This window comes from uncultured Eudoraea sp. (genome assembly GCF_947490415.1).
Lineage (GTDB): Bacteria > Bacteroidota > Bacteroidia > Flavobacteriales > Flavobacteriaceae > Eudoraea.
The window spans coordinates 102,759-124,084 of record NZ_CANLGX010000001.1; the positions used below are offsets into that span (position 1 = coordinate 102,759).

The window sequence follows — 21,326 nt, forward strand, 5'->3', positions numbered from 1 at the left end:
TATGAACCATTGAAAAAATTAAGCAGAAGCATCGTACGCACCCACTCCTATCCTGAAAGGGTAATACAATTTGGGGAAGGAAATTTTTTGAGGGCTTTTGCGGATTGGATGATTCACGAAATGAATAAAAAAGTGGGCTTTGATTCAGGGGTAGTCGTTGTACAACCCATAGCTAATGGACTTTGCAAAATACTTAGCGATCAGGATGGCTTGTATACCCTGTACTTAAACGGGATTAAAAATGGAAAGGCGGTTAGCGAATATGAAATCATCGATTGTATCCAAAGGGCAATCAACCCTTATGAAAATTATCCTTTTTATTTGGCTAATGCTGAGAATCCGGATTTAAGATTCGTTATTTCCAACACTACGGAAGCCGGAATTGCTTATCATAAAGATGATCGGTTAGAAGATGCCCCACAGAAAAGTTATCCGGGAAAACTGACAGCACTGTTATACAGAAGATTCCAGTTTTTTAAGGGTGCTTCAGATAAAGGGCTAATCATATTACCCTGTGAATTAATAGACAGAAATGGAGATAACTTAAAGAAAATAATTCTTCAATATGCAGTAGATTGGGAACTGGGTACTGCATTTATCCGGTGGATTAATGAAGATAATTTTTTTTGTAATACTTTGGTAGACAGAATAGTACCCGGCTATCCAAAAGACAAAATAGACGTCATCACAGAAGAATTAGGTTATAAAGATAATTTGGTAGTTGAAGGCGAACAATTTCATTTATGGGTTATTGAAGGACCGAAAGAAGTGAAACAGGAGTTTCCTGCCTCACAATGTGGATTGAATGTTGTTTTCACAGACAATATGGAACCATACAGAACCAGAAAGGTGCGAATATTAAATGGAGCACATACTTCACTAGTCCCGGTTGGATACCTGTATGGTATAGAAAAGGTGCGGGAATCTTTGGAAGACGCTGTAGTTGGTAGATTTTTAAAAAATGTCATATTTAATGAAATATGCCCAACCCTGGACCTCCCTGAAGAAGAATTAATTAAGTTCTCCAATGATGTTCTGGACAGATTTAAAAACCCATATTTAGAACATGCCCTGATGAGTATTTCACTTAATTCCATTTCCAAATACAAGACAAGGGTTTTACCTTCTGTATTGGAATACATAAAAAGAAAAAATGCGCTTCCCAATCATTTGTTATTCTCGCTTGCAGCATTGATTGCTTTCTATAAGGGGGATCGAAATGGTGAAATAATTAATCTTGCTGATGATCCGGAAGTATTGGATTTTTTTAAATCCCAATGGTCACAGGTAGATGGTTCCGAAAAGAGCATAGCCAAAGTCGTTAATAGCGTGTTATCTAATACAAATTTGTGGGGCATAGATTTAGCTAAGATTAAAGGTGTGGAAATTGAAGTTGCTTCGGCGCTGGATGCAATCATTAATAAAGGAATGAAAAAGGCCATTTTAAATGCATAACATTTTAGCCCCTGACCAAATTTGAAACATACAAGAATAATTTTATAATCTAAAACTCAAGTATATGGATTTAGGATTAAAAGAGAAGGTGGTTGTAATATCCGGAGCTGCAGGACTGGTTGGCAGCATTGGGGAAACCATTTTACAGAATTTGGTAAAAGAAGGGGCTATTCCTGCCATTATTGACAGGAATGACAGAGGCTCTAAATATGTTGAGGAAATTCAGAAAAAAGGTATTGATGCCATCTTTTGCAAAACAGATGTGACTGATCCTGAACAAATTCAAAATGCCATCGAAATTATCGCCAAAAAGTATGGAAGGATAGATGTGGTCATTAATAATGTAGGAGTGAATGATGGGGTAGGATTAGATGCGTCTTATGATGAATTCATGAATTCATTAAAACTGAACATGGTAAGCTTTTTTTTGATAGTCAAACATGCCTTACCCTTATTAAAAGAATCAAAGGGGAACATTCTTAATATCGGCTCTAAGGTAGCCCTGACAGGTCAGGGAGGAACATCTGGCTATGCCGCTGCTAAAGGCGGCGTTTTGGGACTTACGCGTGAATGGGCGGTAGACCTTATTCAATATGGAATACGCTCAAATGCCATAATTATTGCGGAAAGCTGGACCCCCTCATACGACACCTGGATAAAATCTATTAAAAACGGAGACAAAAAACTCAAGTCTATCATAAAAAATATTCCATTGGAAAACCGTATGACGACCCCACAGGAAATTGCAGACACATGTTTGTTTACTATTTCAGAAAAATCATCGCATACTACCGGGCAGTTCATTACTGTTGATGGGGGTTATGTTCATCTGGATAGATCACTATTAACACAAGAAAATGACTAATCCAGCCAGGAAATAACCATTATGGAAAACGAGAAGAAAATACCGGTAGTCTCTAAGCAAGTGTTAGTCCCTTTTATATTAATAACTTCTTTATTCGCATTATGGGGATTTGCTAACGACATTACCAATCCCATGGTATCTGCCTTTAAGAAGATCTTGGAATTGAACAATACCCAGGCTTCCTGGGTTCAAATGGCTTTTTATGGTGGATACTTTACTATGGCTTTTCCGGCGGCCATGTTTGTTAAAAAATACACCTATAAAAAAGGAATTATTTTAGGTCTGATTTTATATGCTTTTGGTGCCTTGTTATTTTACCCGGCTGCCGCCTACGAGGAATTTGGTTTTTTTCTTGCCGCCTTGTACATTCTGACTTTTGGTTTGGCTTTTCTTGAAACCACAGCAAATCCGTTTATTTTATCTATGGGTGATGTAAAAACAGCCACCCGCAGATTAAACCTGGCTCAGGCCTTTAATCCTATTGGGGCCTTAACTGGTCTATTTATAGCGCAAACATTTATTTTGGGCTCTCTGCAGTCAGACGACCTGGATGCGCAGGGCAATGTAATATATGATACCCTTACTGAAACGGCAAAAACAGCTATAAGAGCATCTGATTTAATGGTTGTGAGAAACCCCTACGTCATTCTTGGATTGTTTGTATTGTTCATGCTTGTACTTATCGCACTCGTAAAGATGCCTGAGAAAAAAGAAGAAGCCGGGGGTTCAGTGACTAATGCAGTAAAACGTTTGTTTCAGAATAAAAAGTTTGTCGAAGGCACAATAGCTCAGATGTTCTATGTTGGGGCTCAGATTATGTGTTGGACCTATATTTATCAATATGCGGAGACTTTGGGAATTGACAACCGAAGTGCTGTGACCTATGCGTATTGGGCATTGATTCTCTTTTTAATAGGACGTTGGATTGGCACCTATTTATTAAAGTACATCCGTTCGGGTAAATTGCTGATGTATTTTGCGTTGGGGGCAATAATCTTTACAATTGGGGCCATTTTTATTCCGGGTATGACAGGTTTATATTCCCTGGTTGGTATTTCATTGTGCATGTCAGTAATGTTTCCAACCATTTACGGAATTGCTTTGGAGGGTGTTGGGGAAGATGCAAAGTTTGGAGCAGCTTTTTTAGTAATGGCCATTGTGGGTGGTGCCATTATGCCTGTTCTCCAGGGTTCAATTTTGGATCTGGGAGGTTCCGGATATACCGATATCATAATACTTGGCGTTCCGGAAGTGAACTTTTCATTTGTGTTGCCACTTATATGTTTTATTGTTGTGGCAATCTATGGCTACAGAACTTACAAAGTTCATGCTAATTTAAACCAGATCTGGTCATAATAACAACCTGGGTTTATTTTTCTTACTGATTTTTTCTATAGAATTTTCATGTTTTTCCGGACTCATCACTAAGCACGCTGGTTCTTACAAAACACTCTTTTTTCTTATATAACTGATATCCAAAGTATCGTTCAATTCTTGTTGCAAGCCTAATAAATCCTGAAAAAGATCATCAACTTTTGACTTATAAGCTGGTTTATCAGAGAGATCATTCATTTCCTCCGGGTCATGAGCCATATCATACAATAAAACCTTCTCCAACTTTGGATAAACAATAAGTTTAAAACCATCCTTGCGTATCATTCTTTGTAAATCTACATATGCACCGTAAATGGCATTGTAATGACCTTTGTCCTGTTTTCCTTTCGCGATATCCATCACACTATTGAAATACACATATTCTGGTTTCTTTACACCCGCCAATTCCAGGCTTGTAGCCATCGCATCTTGCAAATAAATATCCGAAGAAATTAGTTTCCCTCTGGGTACATTTGGTCCCATTATGACAAAAGGTGCCCTGATACTATGATCAAATTGACTTTGTTTTCCCAATAACCCATGCCTGCCCATTGCCAACCCATGATCTGCCGTAAAAATGACATAGGTATTTTGCATTTGTCCACTTTCTTCCAGTCCATCTAAAATGGCCCCTATTTGATCATCCAAATGGGATATAAGCGCATAATATTCCTGAATATGTTTTTTTGTGGCATATTCCGTTCTTGGAAAAGGGGCTAAAGCTTCATCTCTTAAACCCGGACCATTTCCAATACTATCTTTAAAGGGATATTCAGGCATCCAACTTTTTGGAATGCTGATATTTTCTAAAGGATATTTATCCAGGTATTCCTGAGGTGCCTGCCTGGGGTCATGAGGTGCATTAAAGGCGAGATACATAAAAAAGGGATTATCTCTGTTTTTAGTATTGGTAATGAACCCAAGTGCATCATCCTTTAAAACTTCACTCCAATGCTTTCCACCCTCCCAATAGCCTCCATATTTAGGATCCGAGGCTGACCAGCTTAAATCATCCTCGCCAAGCGGCCGGTTGTAACCAACAGGCATAAACTTTGCTGGTGATATTTCAGTGCCTTCAATACTTCTTAAATTTTCCACCATTTCGTCATTTTTCCATGCATCACGGGGCATACCCGGCCTTACATGAACCACATTCTGAAAAACACTTTCTGCCTTAGCATCAACATGCCATTTTCCGGTCATATAGGTATCGTATCCGGCACCTTCCATAAGTTTACCCCATGTTTTGTCCATACCCTTACCCACCAGCCATTCCTGACGGAATCTATCCGCATTCCATACACTTCTACCCGATATCATCATTGCCCGTGAAGCCACACAAACGGCACCGTTCCAGGCACCCATATTGTAGGCATGACTAAAGGTGGTCCCCTCGTTTACCAATCGGTCTAAGTTAGGAGTCCGTATTTCCTTATTCCCAAAAGCATTAATTGCAGTATAGGTTAAATCATCAGCAAAAATAAAGACGATGTTAGGTTGCCCGTTTTCTTCTTTTTTTTGTTCAAAACAAGAAACAAATAAGGATAGCCCTGCCAATAAAATTATTTTTTTCATGACTTTAATTAGTTCGGTTAGACAGCTTCCATAGTGGTATAATATGCCGATTTAAAAATTAATTTAACAATGGAAATAATTGTGATTCTACTCTCGCATCCTTCATTAATTGATTCATTTTACTCACTATTTCCGGATGTTCGGAGGAGATATCATTGTTTTCCCATTCATCTTCTGCAAGGTTATAAAGCTGAACTTTGGGATTGGGATCTTTTTGCAAATCGTATACTATAGCTTTCCAATCACCCATCCGGATAGCTTGTCGACCACCTCTTTCACTAAATTCCCAGTAGAGATATTCATGCTTTTTTTGAACCGTTTGACCCAATAATTCGGGTAAAAATGAGATTCCATCAGTTTCGGATATTAATTGAACCCCGGCAATTTCAGCACATGTTGGCATTATGTCCCAAAATGCGGAAATATGATTTGAGGTTGATCCGGCCTTTACTTTGTCCGGCCAAACTACGATCATAGGTGTGCGAATACCTCCTTCATAGAGATCCCGCTTTACTCCCCGCAAGCCACCTGCGCTATTAAAAAAATCAGGATTTGCGCCACCTTCCTCATGAGGACCATTATCACTTGCGAACATAATTATTGTATTCTTCTTAATTCCAAGCTCTTCCAATTTAGTTACTATTTGTCCTACATATGCATCCAGGCGAGTGACCATAGAAGCAAAAACAGCATAAGGAGAATCCTGAGAACAATATTGATGTGGTATAATGCCCGGACCATAATCAGAAGTATATGAATTTGCAGGCAAATAAGGTTTTTCTTCAAATTTCCCTTCAAATTGCTGCAAGAGCGAGTCATTAGGTGAAATCAATTCGGCATGAGGCAATACCAAGGGCACATATGCAAAAAATGTTGTGTCTTTATTTTCTTCAATAAACCGCAAGGTGGCTTCCTGGATTTTATCCGGGGCATAAGTAACTGTATTGGTCCAATCATTCCCATTTAAAAATACTTTTGTTCCATTTTGCCATAAATAGGGCGGATAATACCTGTGTGCCATGCGCTGGCAATTATAACCATAAAACTCATCAAATCCCTGTTTATTGGGATCTCCCTCATGGCCAATAAAGCCCAGACCCCATTTACCAAAAGCTCCTGTTTTATACCCTGCTTCTTTGAGTAATTCGGCAATAGTTAAAGAAGATGCTGGTAAAGAACTTTGCCCCTCAATTTCCAGCTCCTTGTTACCGCGAATAGGTGTGTGTCCTGTATGCAACCCAGTCATTAAAGAGGAGCGGGAAGGTGCACAAACAGTGGACCCACTATAATGCTGTGTAAATTTCATGCCTTGTCTGGCAAGATTATCCAGGTGTGGTGTATGAAAGTTTCGCTGTCCATAGCAACTCAAATCACCATAACCCAAATCATCTGCCAGAATATAAATGATATTGGGCTTTAATTCTTTCTCCTGCTTCACTTCCGAACAGGATAACACAATAAGTGAACTCAGGAGGAATATTATAGTTTTCTTCATTAGTTAGCCTTCCTTAAATGTTCCAAAAATTCCTCATCTGGTCTATTTCTCCATTGCCCTGTTTTCCAATAACTTTCATATTCTTCCATAAACTGAGGATTAGTTTTTGGTACTTGCGCATTTACATCTTTTCTCCAGGTATTTAAATCATTTTGAAGTTCAACCACCTTTTCCGGATATCGTAATCTCAGGTTGTTCTTCTCACCAATATCTTCTTTAAGATTATAAAGCTCCAGCTCCCTATTTTCAAAAATCTCAATTAGCTTCCAATCGCCTTTGCGTATTGCACTATAAGGCTTTGCTCCCTCCAAATGATAATGTGGATAATGCCAGTATATTGCGTCCCTATGAATATCAGCCCCCGAAGTTAAAAGAGGTGTGAAATCTATCCCATCTATATTTTCAGTGGATTGCTCTTTTATCTTAATACCTGTTAATCCAAGAATTGTTGGAAAAATATCTGCAGAAATTATGGGAGTATTAGCAACTTGTCCTTCCAAAATATTATTGGGCCAATGAACAATAAATGGTACCCGAACACCTCCTTCATAAACATCTCCTTTTCCTGAACGCAATGGTAAATTTGAAGTAACTTTTTTCCTGTTATTTTCATAATTCCCCCTAAGTCCTCCATTATCACTGGTAAAAATAACAATGGTATTCTCAAGCATCCCGCTTTCCTCAAGCTTGTTTAATACTTTACCAACAGCATCATCCATATGTTCCACCATGGCAGCATATACCGGATTTTGATGATTGGCGCCTTGCTTAATCTGTTTTTCGTACTTTTCTATCTTATCATCTTTCGCCTGTAGGGGGGTATGTACGTTATAAAACCAGAAGTTCATAAAAAATGGTGCCTTCTCCTGCTTATTTTCTTCAATAAATTCCAACGCTGCATCTCCTAATCGTTCGGTAAGGTATTCTCCTTCCGGTCCATCACTCAACCGGGGGTTTAAATAAGGTGGGAAGTAGCCATTTCCTCCATTCCTTTTTTGTGGGGCACCCATTGACCAGCCACCTATATTGATGTCAAATCCCTGAAATTCAGGCCAGTATTTCTCTTCTTCTCCCAAGTGCCATTTCCCTATATGGATCGTTTTATAACCTGCCTTTTTGAATACCTCAGCCAATGTGGTTTCCTCCTGCGCCATATATTGGGTCCAGTCCGGAATTTTCAATTTGGCAAAGGGTTTTTTATGTCCGCTTATCCAGTCTGTACAATTGATTCGGGCCGGATATTTACCGGTCATTATGCTTGCTCTGGACGGCGAACACACCGTGCATGTAGCATATGCATCTGTAAATAACATACCATTATTGGCAAGCCTGTCCACATTTGGGGTCTGATATAAATCGCTACCATAACTCGACAAATCAGTCCAACCCAGATCATCAACGACAAAGAGTACTACATTGGGTTTATCTTCTTCTACTGATTTGCAGCTAACTATAATAATTAATAAGATCAGGAGTAATGAACGCATCTACTGTCATTTTATAAATTTTTCATATTTAATCTTATTAATTTCATCCGGCAGCCCAAATCTACAATGCAAGAGTACTAAATGAAATCATGATATATCCTACAATTGCAATAATCAATACCGATGTAATAATATCCACCCAATTATAACTTGCCTTATTCTCAGCCCTTTGTTCAGGACTAATAGTTCCGAAAGTGAGCCCTTGCAGTTGTGCCTGGGAAGGAGCCGGGTACATCATACTAACCACTACTGCTATACCTATGCACAGGGCAAAGAAATAAGCTCCAAAAACCAGCCAGTTTATATCGGCTATTGCATAAATAAAGCTCCCCTCAGTAAAACTCGATTTCACAATCTCCAGGGTAAGCTTGCCAAAACCAATTATAAAACCTCCAATCAGGGTAGCAATAGCGCCATTGGCATTAATTCGTTTATAAAAAATACCCAATAAGAAAACTGCTGCTATTGGCGGGGAAATATAGGCCTGTACATTTTGAAGGTATTCATAAAGTCCATCGGAAAGTGTCGTAATAATTGGAATCCATAAAAGACCAAGTCCTACCACAAAAAAGGTGGCAATTCGTCCTGTTTTTACCAATTCTTCTTCTGGTTTTTCCGGTCTTAGTTTTTTATAAATATCCAGTGTAAATAAAGTAGAACAAGAATTAAAAACTGAAGCCAGAGAACTCATCAAAGCAGCCAATAAGCCGGCTGCAACCAAACCTCGAAGTCCGGAAGGCATTAAATTACTCATTAGTACGGGAAAGGCTTCATCCGGACTATCCCAGTGAAGTTTCCCCTGCATTTTAAGTGCCAGTGCAATAACACCCGGTATTAAAAAAAGGAATACCGGCATAAGCTTCAAAAGCGCTCCAAATATACTTCCTCGCCTACCCTCCTTAATGTTTTTTGCAGAAAGCACCCTTTGCACAATTACCTGATCTGTACACCAATACCAGATACCAACAACCGTACTGGTGATAAAAAGCGGGAGCCAGGGATAATCCGGGTCAGAATTTGGGCGCCACATATTAAAATATTCCGGCCCTATAGTCTCTTTTAGCTCACCCCATCCCCCTACGGCGTCCAAACCCAGAAAAGTTAATATTCCTGCACCTAGAACCAAAACAACGGCTTGAATGGTTTCTGTATAAACAACGGCCCTCATCCCTCCAAGTACAGTATATATCCCTGTAAGTACTACTGTGGCTACAGCTCCAATCCAAAAAGGAATACCTAACAAAGCAGAAACCACTACACCTCCCGCATAGATAGTAACGGAAACTTTGGTTAGAATATAGGCTATTAAGGACACAACAGACAAGACCCATCTGGATCTGGAATCAAAGCGTTTTTCAAGGAATTCGGGCATGGTAAATACTCCACTTCGTGCATAAAACGGTAGAAAAACCCAGCCAAGCATTAATACAATCCAGGCATGTAACTCGTAAATAAGCAGCGGCATTTTGTCTCCGGCGCCATTTCCTGCAAGCCCTACAACATGTTCAGAACCTATATTTGAAGCAAAAATAGAGGCCCCAACGATAAACCATCCAATATTCCGGCCGGCAAGGAAATAATCCTCAGTATTCTTCTGCTTTTGCTTAATAACCCACCAGGCTACCGCCAGTAATATAAGGAAGTAAGCCGTAATTACCACCCAATCTAATGAATCAAGTCCTTTCATAAATTACACTTTTATTGCGTATCTGTTCAAAAAGAAAAACGGAATATTACTTCTGATGCAATTTTCCAATTGTTAAGATACTTAAAACCGATTAACCAGATACTAATTATGAATATACCTGGAATACTGAGGTGATAATTAGAGATCAAGTAAAGAGATGAAATTAAATAAAAATCGGGTAATTATGGGTATTGTTTTGAGAAGTAATCATTGTTCCAGATTATTGGCCTGGAAACTTTCAAGATCGTTGTTAATAAATTCTATTGATAATTCTATAGGATTACAGCAAATCTCGCAATCTTCAACGTAACTCTGCTGCCGAATAGAGGGGTCTAGCAACATTGATATTTCGTCCCAACAGTATGGGCACTGAAAATAGTGTTCATACATAAAAGAGATATAAATTTTAATTTATAAATGACCTCTCTCAAATTAAGGAAACAGTATTAAAAATCTACATTCAATAATTGTCCCGTTAATTGTAACAGTTGTAATTCTGCCAGTTTAGCATCGTATTTTGCAAGATTTTTAGTTGTTTGAGCAGTTAAGAGATTAATCTGAGCCTGTCTGAATGTTATTGACGTAATCCTACCCAGTTGGTATTGCTCCCTTGATCGTTCAAAATTATTCTGATTGGTAATGACAGCTTTCTCCTGAATTTCATAAATCATTAATCTGTTTTCGTAAGTTTCCAGTGCATTCTCAATATCCCTTGCAACCTCAAGTTCAACCTGCTTTTTTAATAACTCCTGATTTTCATAAACTATTTTAGCGTTTCGAACCCTGGTTATTGTAGTTCCCCCATCAAAAAGGTTCCAGGTTAGGCCAGCGCCAACGGAGAAGTTTTTATTGTTATTAATGGTGCCCGGAAAGAAGGCGGAGGCAGGATTTTGGTTTAAATTCCAACCATATGAACCTGTCAAGCCAATCACAGGCAAATAACCCGATTTGCTTACTTTGATATCATATTCATTTATAGCCAAATTCCTATCTGTTTGCAGAAGGACGAGGTTATTCATAGGAACATCATCTATCATTGCCTGTAGTTCCAGCATAGGGATAAAATTTATTAAGGTATCCACTTCATATGCATTTGAGAGATCCCGATTTAATACGACATTTAAATCTCGTTTCGTATTTTGTAATAATTGCTGTGTATTCAGGAGGATTATGCTGTCATTCGTAACATCCACCTCTGCGTTCAAGACATCAAGTTGTGTATTTTGCCCATACTCAAAGGCGTATTGCGCCCTTTTGATCCGGTCTTTAGAAACCTCCAACGCCTGTTTCTGCGCATACTCATTTTCAGATAATCGGGCAACTTCAAAATAGATACTCAATAACTGAAGTATGGTGTTTTGAATAGTTTCCCTGGCCTGTAATTCCGTTAATTGGTATTCTTCCTTAAGACGCTTATAATTATAAGTACGTCCCAACCCGTCAAATAATGTATAATTTAAATTTATGCCTGCATTATAACGCTTGGTTTCTGCATTGTTAATATCCAAATCTGGCCGGGAAATTCCGTTTTCATCGACCTGCCCTGGAAATTCTATGGTAGTATTGTCCTCAGCATAACTGGCATTTGCCGTACCGGTAAGTGTGGGTAGAAACCCTGAATTTAAGACGTCCTGATTATTATCGGCAATTTCCACCGTATTCTCGGCAACTTTTATACCAAAATTCTGCTCTAATGCAAGTGCAATAGCCTCAGTTTTTGACAATAATTTTTCCTGTGCAATGGCATTCGTACTCAATGCTAAAAGCACAATAACCCAGATATAATTTTTCATTTATCTTTCGCTTGTAGTTCTTTAACAGTGTCTTCTGCTTCTTGAGAAGCTGATTGACCATTTGATAATTCTGCTACCAATTTATTTACTATTTGATCCTGAAGGTTTTCTTCTTCATGTTGTTCCTTTATAGCCCGCTCCACTTGTTCTTTTGACACTTTATTTCCTGAGACTAACCATTTATTATTTACTTTTACTTTATTACTAAAAGACAGGAAAATTGGCAACATTATCAGTGTTAGAACCGTAGCAAATGCAATGCCATAAGCTATTGAAATAGCCATAGGTATTAGAAATCTGGCTTGCCTGCTTTGTTCCAGCATAAGAGGTGCCAGTCCGGCTATTGTAGTCAATGAAGTTAAAAAGATTGCACGAAAACGAGAACGCCCTGCTTCCATAAGGGCATCATCAAAGAGCATCCCTGACCTAAGATTGTTATTAAATCTTCCTATCAGAACAAGGCCATCATTAACCATTATACCAATTAGTGCAATAATTCCTAACATTGAAATAATGTTAATAGGAAAATCATGAATCCAATGCCCCCAAGCCACGGCAGTAAAACTAAATGGTACCAATATTAATAGCATTAAAGGCTGGCTAAAACTTCGGAAAGTAAAAGCAATGGTCAAATACATAAGAAATAATACGGAGAGACCTACTAAGCGCAATGAACCTATAAGCTTGCCAGCCTCCCTATTTTGTCCCTCATATGAAGGGGTTACCGTTGGATATTTAGACAGAATTTCTGGCATTATTTCTGTACGTATTTCGGTCATCACATCTGTGGCACTAACCACTTTTTCGTCTTTAAGATCTGAGGACAATTGTATCTCACGTTGACCATCTAAGTGATTTACAGCTACATCTCCACGTTCTATACTATAAGTGGCTATTTCCTTTAAAGGTATCCGACTACCGTTAGGGGTAACAATCCGCATTTCATCCAAATCTGTTATAGAAGATCTATTTTCACGATCATATCTTACCCAAACTCGTATTTCATCCTGGCCCCTTTGAAATCGCTGGGCCTGAGTTCCAAAAAAGCCCGCTCTCACCTGATCCATAACCGTTCTTAAGTTCAGGCCTAACAAATAGGCATTTTCCTTGAGTTCTATTTTTATTTCTTTAATTCCTGCAGGGTCATTATCTGAAATATCTTTTAAAGCGGGATTATTCAGCATTGCGGTTTTTAGCTCATCTTTTGCCCCTTTTAATTCCTGAATATTATATCCCAGCAAGGATACTGAAACCGGGTCCCCTCCAAAATTTCTTCCTGAGCCATAGACCAGACTTTCTATCCCAATTACAGGCCCCACCAATTCTCGCAATCGATTAGATACCACATCTGATGTTATCATATTTGGGCGTTCTTCACCCGGTAACAGATTTATGGAAAGGGTAGCCGCCGAAGAACCCGGGCCAACATTTTTAATAACATTTTTGTAAAGAGACTGGCCTGTTCCCTTTAAATATTGTTCCGTAAGTTCCTGGTTAACTATTTCGGCCTTTCCTTCTATTAATGAAATTATAGAATCTGTTACACGCTCATTAGTACCATTTGGCATAAGTAATTCTACCTGAACCTGGTCACTGGCTGTGTTTGGAAAAAAAGTCATGCGAATTATTCCTCCGCCTATAGACCCAAATGTGATAATTAGTGCAAATACAAAAAAGGAGAAGGTTAATAGTTTATAACGCATTGCAAAAGCAAGTGTAGGAGAATATATCTTGTCCCTTAACCAGGACATAACATTGTCTCCCCATTGGTTTATGATCCTTAATTTTGCAAATATTTTAGCAATACCTGTCTTAGGATTTTTATCTTGCCGCCGCAGGGCCTTGGAATGTGCAAGGTGAGCTGGGAGAATTATCATTGCTTCAAGTAAAGAAACCAAAAGAGTGATTATGACAATAACAGATACCTCTGCGAAAAATTCCCCAATTCGGCCATCAAGAAAAAGAAAAATAGAAAAGGCTAAAATTGTAGTTACAATTGCTGTAACTATGGGCGGAATTACTTCCAAGGTGCCTTCAAGTGCGGCCTGAATTGGTGATTTACCTTTCTCATAATGCTGGTAAATATTTTCTGCAATTACTATACCGTCATCAACCAGTATGCCAATTACTATTATCATTCCAAATAAAGAAAGGATATTAATAGTAACATCAAAGAACCCGGCGAATACAAACATGGCCAAAAAAGCTATGGGAAGGCCAAAAGCCACCCAAAAAGCCAAACGCGTATTTAGAAAAATCGATAGAAATATCAATACCAAAATCATCCCCATAATGGCATTTTTGGTAAGTAATTCTGTCCGTTGATTAAGCGTTACAGAAAGATCACGAACAACGTTTAACTGCACATTATTATATTTCTGATTAAAATCTTCAATATAATTTCTTACTTTTTCAGCAGATGAAATAAGATCTTCCGTATTTGTACTTGTAATGGTGGTTGTTACAGATAAATCTCCATTAAAGTAGGCCGCATTGGGTGATTCTGAAAACCGGTCTCTTACAACTGCGACATCTTTTAAACGTACTGTCTGACCGGCCGCATCTGCTCTAATTATCAAATTTGAAAGTTCATCACCATAATAAGACCTATTATTGGCCCTAATTAAATATTCTTCGGCATTGGTTTTAATATTTCCCCCTGTAACCAGAATATTAGCATTTGCTACTGCTTGTGCAACATCCGTAAAAGACATTTCATAGGCAAGTAAATTATTCTCGTTTACTGCTATTTCGATTTCCTCATTCGGGTAACCCGAAATACTTATTTGCGAGATTCCATCAATCCTTCTAATGTCGTTCTCTATTTGGCGGGCGATTTGTTTTAAAGTAGCAAGAGGAATATTTTTTCCGCTAATTGCAAAACTTATAGTTGGCCTAACTGGTTCTAATTTAGAAACTACTAACGGTTCCATGCCCGTAGGAAAAGAGGGCACCCTGTCTACGGCATTCTTTACCTGCAAAAGCATGAAATCAACATCCCTTCCTTTTTCAATTTCCACATTTATTCTACCGCTATTTTCTTTGGAAGTGGAAGTAACTCGTTCTACACCTTCAAGTCCTTTAAGATTATCTTCAATTTTTAATACAATTCCTTCTTCAACTTCCAGAGGGGAAGCTCCGGGATAAGTAATAGTTATAAGAATGTTTTTTGAATCCGCTAGTGGAAAAAATGATGACTTTAAGGATAATGCCCCTACAATTCCAAATATAAATATGGCCAGGACAATGACATTAACTGCGACATGATACTTAATAAAATACTCAATTATTTTTCTCATTCGTTTAGGTTTTTAGCGGTATCATCTTTAAATTCTTTAACCAGCATACCAGCATATGCTCCTACCACTGGTCTTATAATTATCGTTGTCCCTTCCGGAACATCCTTCAATACCACTTTCTTATTAGAAAAATAAACCGGTTTAACATCAATAAGATCAAGAACAGAATCTCTAACCACAAAAATTTGATTATTCTCTAACAGGAGACTTCTATCTATTTCAATGGCATCAGATTCTTGTTTAGCATTTAAATTGGCTTCCAAATACATGCCTTCTTTTAAGTCCGGATCAATAACGTCTATAAATGCCTTTATGGTCTGGGTAGCTACGTCTACATTTCCATTAATCCGGGCAACAAAGCCCTTATAGGTTTTTGTGCGGTCCAAATTCACCAACTCCACTTCCTCATTAACTTTTAAAAGGTCACTAAAAGTCTTACTTATAGATACCTCCATTTCATAGATATCCGTATTTATGAATTCTCCCAATTTTTGACCCGGTCGTACCAAGGTACCTTCAGTAACCAAAGCCTCTGTAAGTATTCCTGAAAATGGGGCCGAGATGCGATACTTTCGCAAACGTTGCTCCATATTTTTAACATTGTAATAGTTTGTCAAAATTCCACGACCTGAAATAAAGAATTTTTCCTTCTCGCTGGTCATTTCCGGAAGGGGCGGAGTAGTTTTATCAAGGTCGAAATTACTTAAATACGCCTGCCATTTTGGAAATACTTCAGGATAATCGAGGCGCAAATCGGGCATGATCGAAGTAATTAAATTGTATAAATTACTCTTGGCCGACTGAACACTGGCGTAGTATTCAGAGGCATCTATTTTGATAATTGTTTCGCCTGTCTTGTAAGGTTGTCCCGCTTTAAACAGTTTATTCCCTTTTTGGAAAACCCCCTGAACTTCAGCATAGAGCTCAACCCTCCTTTTTGCCCTTAAATTGCCATTCGCAGGGACTATAATAGGAATCGTTCCATTGGCCACGGTTTGAGTAAAAACTGTTTTCACCACTTTTTCTACTTTCGCCTTTGGTCTGGACTTACTGTTAGCAATTTGTTTAGCCAAAAAAAATGAGGCTATAATAATTACAATTCCTAATATGGATAAAACTATTTTTCTCATTCGTTTGTTACTAAATTTGGGCCTCTGCCGTGGTAATATTATGTTGAATTCGTTGCAACGTATTTATAAATTGAAATATTTCTTCTTCTGTAATATTTTTTTCCATGATTTCTTTTAGTCCAACTATTATGGGCCTTGTTCTTTTAAATGCAATTCTACCGGCTTCGGTAAGAAAAACCCGGTTTACCCGCCTATCGAAATCATCCTGTTCCCTGCTTATATAGTTTTTACGTTCCATTTTGGCCAGTAATCTTGCCAGAGAAGATTTATCCCTTAAGGTTAGATAAGCCAATTCATTTTGAATAAGTCCATCATTTTCATGTAATTTTTTAAGAACTATCATTTGCTCTTTACTAAGATCAAGTCCTTCGCATTGAAAAGCTTCGTGTAAATAATTATCAACCATCTTAGAGGTACTGCCAATCCAGCGACCTACAGATTTATCAAAATCCACTAAAATGTCTGTATTATTCACCCGGCAAATATAACGTTAAAAATGATTAGTTGCATATGCAACTAATGTTAAATAATTCTTAATTTTTGTTTAAGTATTTTCTTGTTTTATAAAACAAAAGGCATGCAGTCTGCATCCCTTTAACCAAACTAACTAAAGTATAAGCCAACTATTCATTTTCATTATCATCCTCAAATTTCGTATCTGCCATGCGGGTTTTAGAAAAATTGACATCCTTAAAATCTAATTTTAAATCACCCTTATCATAATCAAAAACCAGAAACTCCCTGGTGTCCATAAGTTCAAGGTTTTTATATGAATTAAATTTGTTATTCTGAATTTGTAAGACCTTAAGACTAGCCAACTGACCAAATTCTGCAGGGATCTCCCCTCCTAATTGATTATTTGCCAGTACAAGTTCCTTGAGTAAAACAAGTTGTCCTAAGTTTCGCGGGATATCACCCTCCAATCTATTCTCAAAAAGACCCAGACTTTCTAGTCTGGTCAGATTTCCTATTGCATCTGGTATATGGCCCACAAAATTATTACTGGACAGGTTTAACACCCGCAGGTTAACTATATTTCCTATACTATTTGGAATGGTTCCTGAGAAAAAGTTGTTAAAAGCAGTAAGCTCCAATAAATTTTCCATGTTTCCTATCTCGTCTGGAAGATTCCCTTTAAACCTGTTCATCTCTATTTTAAGAACCTCCAGGCTTTGTAACTGTGTAAGAGTATTGGGTAACTCTCCACTCAAGGTGTTAAATGCCAGATTAAGAATTCGCAAGTGATTTAAGTTGCCAAGGCTTTCAGGAATTGGACCAGAAAGATTATTGCGAAATAAATTTATCTCCACCACATGATTTCCTTCAACCTTAACCCCATACCATTCTGATACCGGCTGGTCTAAATGCCATTGTTTTAACCAGGAAGTTCCATTAGTGCTTTCATAAAGATCTATTAAAGCCATTTTTTCAGCTTTACTGACCTTCGCATTTATCACCTGATTTACAGTTATTGAAAGAACCAGAATAAGGAGCAGCTTTTTCATAAGATTCAACTTTAAGAAATAGTTGTATATTTATTAAATAAAAACACCACTTTACTAAAGAATTACCCTACAAAAATACTATTTTATATAGATAAACAACCCATATAATCGATGAAGTGCTCGTTTTTGTTGTGAAAGCCCTCTTTTCCGTTGTGAAAAAATTTTCGCGCCACATTTTATCCCTCCATCTCACTATTTTCAAGCTCTAAAGTGACATTTTCCCACTTTATCATCAACTCCTCCAGCTGCTTTTTTTTAGCCTGATAAATGTCGAAAAAATCCGGAATCGCTATTGTAGTATCATAATCCATCAGCAGGTCGTGATCTATTTTAGCGATCTCCTTCTCTAACCCGGCTATGTTACTTTCAAGCGTACTTAACTTATTCTTAAGCGACTTTAATCGTTTCTGACCTTCATAATCTGAAGGCTTGCTGGTACTTTTTTCTTTCTTTTTCTGATCTTTTTGTTTCTTTTCAATTTCCCGGAAATCTTCAACTTTCCGCTGATCAAGAAAATAATTGATGTCCCCTAAATACTCTTTTATTCTTTTTTCCTTAAACTCATAAACCTTATTGGTAAGTCCCTGCAAAAAATCCCTGTCGTGTGAAACTACAATCAATGTACCTTCAAACTGTTTCAATGCCTCTTTTAAAACATGCTTGGATTTAATATCGAGATGATTTGTTGGCTCATCCATAACAAGCACATTAAAGGGTTGCAGCAACATTTTAGCCAAAGCCAACCTGTTCCTTTCTCCACCAGACAAAACCTTTACATATTTATCTACATCGTCACCGCTAAATAGAAAAGACCCTAATATATCCCTTACCTTACTCCTATTCTTCTCATTGGCAGCATCAATCATAGTATCAAGAATGGTTTTATTGCCATCCAGATATTCCATTTGATTTTGGGCGAAATAACCTATCTCAACGTTATGGCCGGATTTTAGCCTGCCCTGGTATTCCAATTCCCCGACAAGAATTTTCGCCAGGGTTGTTTTACCTTGTCCATTCTGACCTACAAAAGCTGTTTTGCTATCCCTTTCCAAAATTATGTCTACTCTGTTCAACACTTCTTTATTACCATAACTTTTGGAAAGGTCCTCCATTTCAAATATCACTTTTCCAGGAGTTACGGAAATTGGAAACCGCAGTTTCATCGCACTAAGGTCATCCTCGTCTACCTCAATGCGTTCCATCCTATCCAGTTTCTTAATAAGTGATTGAGCCATAGTAGCTTTCGAGGCCTTGGCCCGGAATTTGTCTATTAGACGCTCTGTTTGTTGAATTTCTCTATCCTGGTTTTTTTGGGCACTTAGTTGTTGTACTTTGATTTCTTCCCGCAGCTGCAAATATTTAGAATATGGTTTGTTGTAATCATAAATTCTTCCAAGGGAAATTTCTATTGTTCTATTTGTGACATTATCCAAAAACATTCTATCATGCGAAACTATCACCAGTGCACCGGGATAATTAAGAAGAAATTGTTCCAGCCAAAGTATAGAATCGATATCCAAATGATTGGTAGGTTCATCCAATAAGAGAACATCGTTATTCTGTAAGAGTAATTTAGCTAATTCTATACGCATCCGCCATCCACCGGAGAATGTATCTGTGCTTTTATCAAAATCTTCCCTTTTAAAACCAAGACCTAAAAGGATTCTTTCTGTCTGTCCCTGATAGTTGTATCCTCCGTGAACTTCATATTGATGGGTTAAATCATTTAAGTCTATTATTAGTTGATTGTATAAGTCACTCTCGTAATCGGTCCTTTCTGCCAGTTGCAAATTTATATGCTCCAACTGCTGTTCTAATGCTTTTAATTCAACAAAAGCCTCATAGGCTTCATCAAGGACCGATCTTCCATGCTCAAAATCGAGATCCTGCTTAAGACAGCCTATTTTTATATCTTTTTCCATAGCCAATGTCCCGGAATCAGGACTCATCTCCTTAGAAAGCAATTTAAGCAAGGTAGATTTCCCTGCGCCATTTTTTCCAATAAGCCCAACCCTATCCCCGGCATTTAATCTAAAGGCGATTTCTTTAAACAGGTATTCTCCTCCAAAAGAAACAGAAAGATTATGAATATTTAGCATTTTTGTGATTGGTGTTACAATTAGAAACTTTGCAAAATCGTAGTTTTGCCTAAACTTTTGCAAATGTTAAAAAAAGGAAACAAACTCTACAGTATTTTAACAGGAAGTTGTCCAAGATGCCATAAAGAAAGTATGTATACAGATAATAACCCTTACCACCTGGGCTCTCTTTTTAAAATGCAGGTACGTTGTTCCCACTGCAATACCAAGTATAAAATTGAACCTTCCTTTTTCTATGGGGCTATGTATGTAAGTTATGCTGTTGGAATAGCCTTTGCCGTGGCGGCCTTTGTAATTGCTTTTTTAATACTTGGTATGAGTTTACTAAATACATTTATTGTAATCGTGATTACTATGGTGGTCTTTTTACCTTTTATTATAAGGCTTTCCAGAAATATATGGATCAACATCTTTATAAAATACGACCCAGGAACTATTCAAATAGATTGAACTTTAAGATAGGCTTTTTTAAATCTTGAGATATCCATTTCGGGGTCTATAGGCACACCTCTCTCTATATATTCATATAACTGGTTTGAAGCATAAGGGGAAATCATGACACCCCTGGAACCAAAACCATTTAACACATATATGTGATCCAAAACAGGATGTTTACCTACCAAAGGCCTCCTATCGGCCACCGTTGGCCTAATTCCTGCAACATGGTTCACTATTTTGTATTCACAATTTAAAAAGGTTTCGAGCTTTGTAAGGAGTTCTAGTCTGGCCTCAGAAGTTGGCTCATTGTTTTTATCCTTCCATTTATAGGTAGCCCCGATTCTGTATAGATCATTCCCTATAGGAATTATAAAGACGGAAGATTTAATGACCCTCTCTTCCTTAAGAAGCGGAGCCTTTATAGTTAAGAGTTCTCCTTTTGTTCCGTTGAGGGGTAAGTAATTAAAATAGCTATTCTTTTTTAGTCCAAATCCTGTAGCAAAAACAATTTTTTTGGCACTAATGCCTCTATAGCTAAGCCCGTTTGTTCCTGTCTTTAATTCCTCAAAGTTGAAAGTCTCTGCGTATAAGAGCTTTTTTTTAGATAAATAGCCGGAATAAGCTTTCACCAACTTCTGTGTATCTACTCTTCCTGTATGCAGGACCTCCCCAAAACCGAACGGGGCTTTTAGGCATGGATTATCATTAAGGAGCAATTTTGTAGAAAGGTAGGGCTGTAATTTTTCTTTATCAGCCGCCTCAAACCAAAGGTTTTGCTCCTCTACAGACGCAAATATTCTTAAAACCGGTACTTTATGATCCAGGGGTACGCCCAGTTTATCCTCTAAGCTTTTGTAAAAGTTCTGAGCCAGACCCAGTTGTTCATCAGCTTTCCAGGCAAGATTAAACCTTTTTAAAATTACAGGATTATATAAGCCCCCAGCAATATTAGAAGATGTTTGAGAGGCATCATTAATCACTATGAAGGTTTTACCATGCTCATCAAGCTTTTCACAAAATGCTATCCCGGCCAGTCCAAGGCCTACTATTAAGTAATCTACCATAGTGTAAAATTAAAAAACGCTGCACCAAATGGCGCAGCGTTTTTTAATTTATATCTGAAT

16 protein-coding genes are annotated in these 21,326 nt (G+C 37.8%); 4 read left to right on the top strand and 12 right to left on the bottom strand.

The window, feature by feature from the left end; translation table 11 throughout:
- Positions 1–9 precede the first annotated feature (9 nt).
- The 3 genes from Q0874_RS00455 to fucP all read left to right on the top strand — a co-directional run bounded on the left by Q0874_RS00455 (position 10) and on the right by fucP (position 3,676).
- Positions 10–1,455 carry a tagaturonate reductase gene (locus Q0874_RS00455; RefSeq protein WP_299158001.1) on the top strand — a complete coding sequence of 482 codons (1,446 nt, stop codon included), beginning with the start codon at positions 10–12 and terminating at the stop codon, positions 1,453–1,455.
- A 64-nt stretch (positions 1,456–1,519) separates the two neighbouring features.
- Positions 1,520–2,320, top strand: a complete 801-nt coding sequence (locus Q0874_RS00460) for an SDR family oxidoreductase (RefSeq protein ID WP_299158004.1) — start codon at positions 1,520–1,522, stop codon at positions 2,318–2,320.
- 21 nt (positions 2,321–2,341) lie between these two features.
- Entirely contained in the window at positions 2,342–3,676 is a 1,335-nt protein-coding gene (fucP, locus tag Q0874_RS00465; protein WP_299158007.1) for an L-fucose:H+ symporter permease, read from the top strand.
- Positions 3,677–3,760: 84 nt separating this feature from the next.
- Here the strand turns inward: fucP and Q0874_RS00470 are convergent, their stop codons facing one another.
- From Q0874_RS00470 to Q0874_RS00520, 11 genes are all read right to left on the bottom strand, one after another.
- Entirely contained in the window at positions 3,761–5,269 is a 1,509-nt protein-coding gene (locus tag Q0874_RS00470) for a sulfatase-like hydrolase/transferase (RefSeq protein WP_299158009.1), read from the bottom strand.
- A 58-nt stretch (positions 5,270–5,327) separates the two neighbouring features.
- Positions 5,328–6,764: an arylsulfatase gene (locus Q0874_RS00475; RefSeq protein WP_299158012.1), complete on the bottom strand. Its 1,437-nt coding sequence runs from the start codon at positions 6,762–6,764 to the stop codon at positions 5,328–5,330.
- Positions 6,764–8,251: a sulfatase gene (locus Q0874_RS00480; RefSeq protein ID WP_299158015.1), complete on the bottom strand. Its 1,488-nt coding sequence runs from the start codon at positions 8,249–8,251 to the stop codon at positions 6,764–6,766. Before Q0874_RS00480 ends, Q0874_RS00475 begins: the two co-directional genes overlap by 1 nt.
- Positions 8,252–8,312: 61 nt before the next feature.
- The gene (locus Q0874_RS00485) at positions 8,313–9,938 is read right to left on the bottom strand and encodes a sodium:solute symporter (protein WP_299158018.1); all 1,626 of its coding nucleotides are present in this window, start codon (positions 9,936–9,938) and stop codon (positions 8,313–8,315) included.
- 207 nt (positions 9,939–10,145) lie between these two features.
- Positions 10,146–10,328 (bottom strand): CPXCG motif-containing cysteine-rich protein, encoded by a 183-nt coding sequence (locus tag Q0874_RS00490; protein ID WP_299158020.1) that lies wholly within the window; start codon positions 10,326–10,328, stop codon positions 10,146–10,148.
- A gap of 56 nt (positions 10,329–10,384) precedes the next feature.
- Complete coding sequence (locus tag Q0874_RS00495) at positions 10,385–11,731, bottom strand: TolC family protein (protein WP_299158022.1); 1,347 nt, start codon at positions 11,729–11,731, stop codon at positions 10,385–10,387.
- Positions 11,728–15,030, bottom strand: a complete 3,303-nt coding sequence (locus tag Q0874_RS00500; protein ID WP_299158024.1) for an efflux RND transporter permease subunit — start codon at positions 15,028–15,030, stop codon at positions 11,728–11,730. The genes Q0874_RS00495 and Q0874_RS00500 overlap by 4 nt, the downstream gene beginning before the upstream one ends.
- Positions 15,027–16,160 (bottom strand): HlyD family efflux transporter periplasmic adaptor subunit, encoded by a 1,134-nt coding sequence (locus tag Q0874_RS00505; RefSeq protein ID WP_299158027.1) that lies wholly within the window; start codon positions 16,158–16,160, stop codon positions 15,027–15,029. The genes Q0874_RS00500 and Q0874_RS00505 overlap by 4 nt, the downstream gene beginning before the upstream one ends.
- A gap of 10 nt (positions 16,161–16,170) precedes the next feature.
- The gene (locus tag Q0874_RS00510; protein WP_299158030.1) at positions 16,171–16,635 is read right to left on the bottom strand and encodes a MarR family transcriptional regulator; all 465 of its coding nucleotides are present in this window, start codon (positions 16,633–16,635) and stop codon (positions 16,171–16,173) included.
- Between the two features lie 148 nt (positions 16,636–16,783).
- Positions 16,784–17,665 carry a hypothetical protein gene (locus tag Q0874_RS00515; protein ID WP_299158033.1) on the bottom strand — a complete coding sequence of 294 codons (882 nt, stop codon included), beginning with the start codon at positions 17,663–17,665 and terminating at the stop codon, positions 16,784–16,786.
- 176 nt (positions 17,666–17,841) lie between these two features.
- Positions 17,842–19,764, bottom strand: coding sequence for an ABC-F family ATP-binding cassette domain-containing protein (locus tag Q0874_RS00520; protein WP_299160069.1), 1,923 nt, complete (start codon positions 19,762–19,764; stop codon positions 17,842–17,844).
- A gap of 63 nt (positions 19,765–19,827) precedes the next feature.
- On the opposite strand from Q0874_RS00520, the gene Q0874_RS00525 reads away from it, so the two are divergent.
- Positions 19,828–20,214: a DUF983 domain-containing protein gene (locus Q0874_RS00525; protein WP_299158035.1), complete on the top strand. Its 387-nt coding sequence runs from the start codon at positions 19,828–19,830 to the stop codon at positions 20,212–20,214.
- Here the strand turns inward: Q0874_RS00525 and Q0874_RS00530 are convergent.
- Positions 20,202–21,266, bottom strand: coding sequence for an FAD-binding oxidoreductase (locus tag Q0874_RS00530; RefSeq protein ID WP_299158037.1), 1,065 nt, complete (start codon positions 21,264–21,266; stop codon positions 20,202–20,204). The two genes, Q0874_RS00525 and Q0874_RS00530, sit on opposite strands and share 13 nt — an antisense overlap.
- Positions 21,267–21,326: the final 60 nt, after the last annotated feature.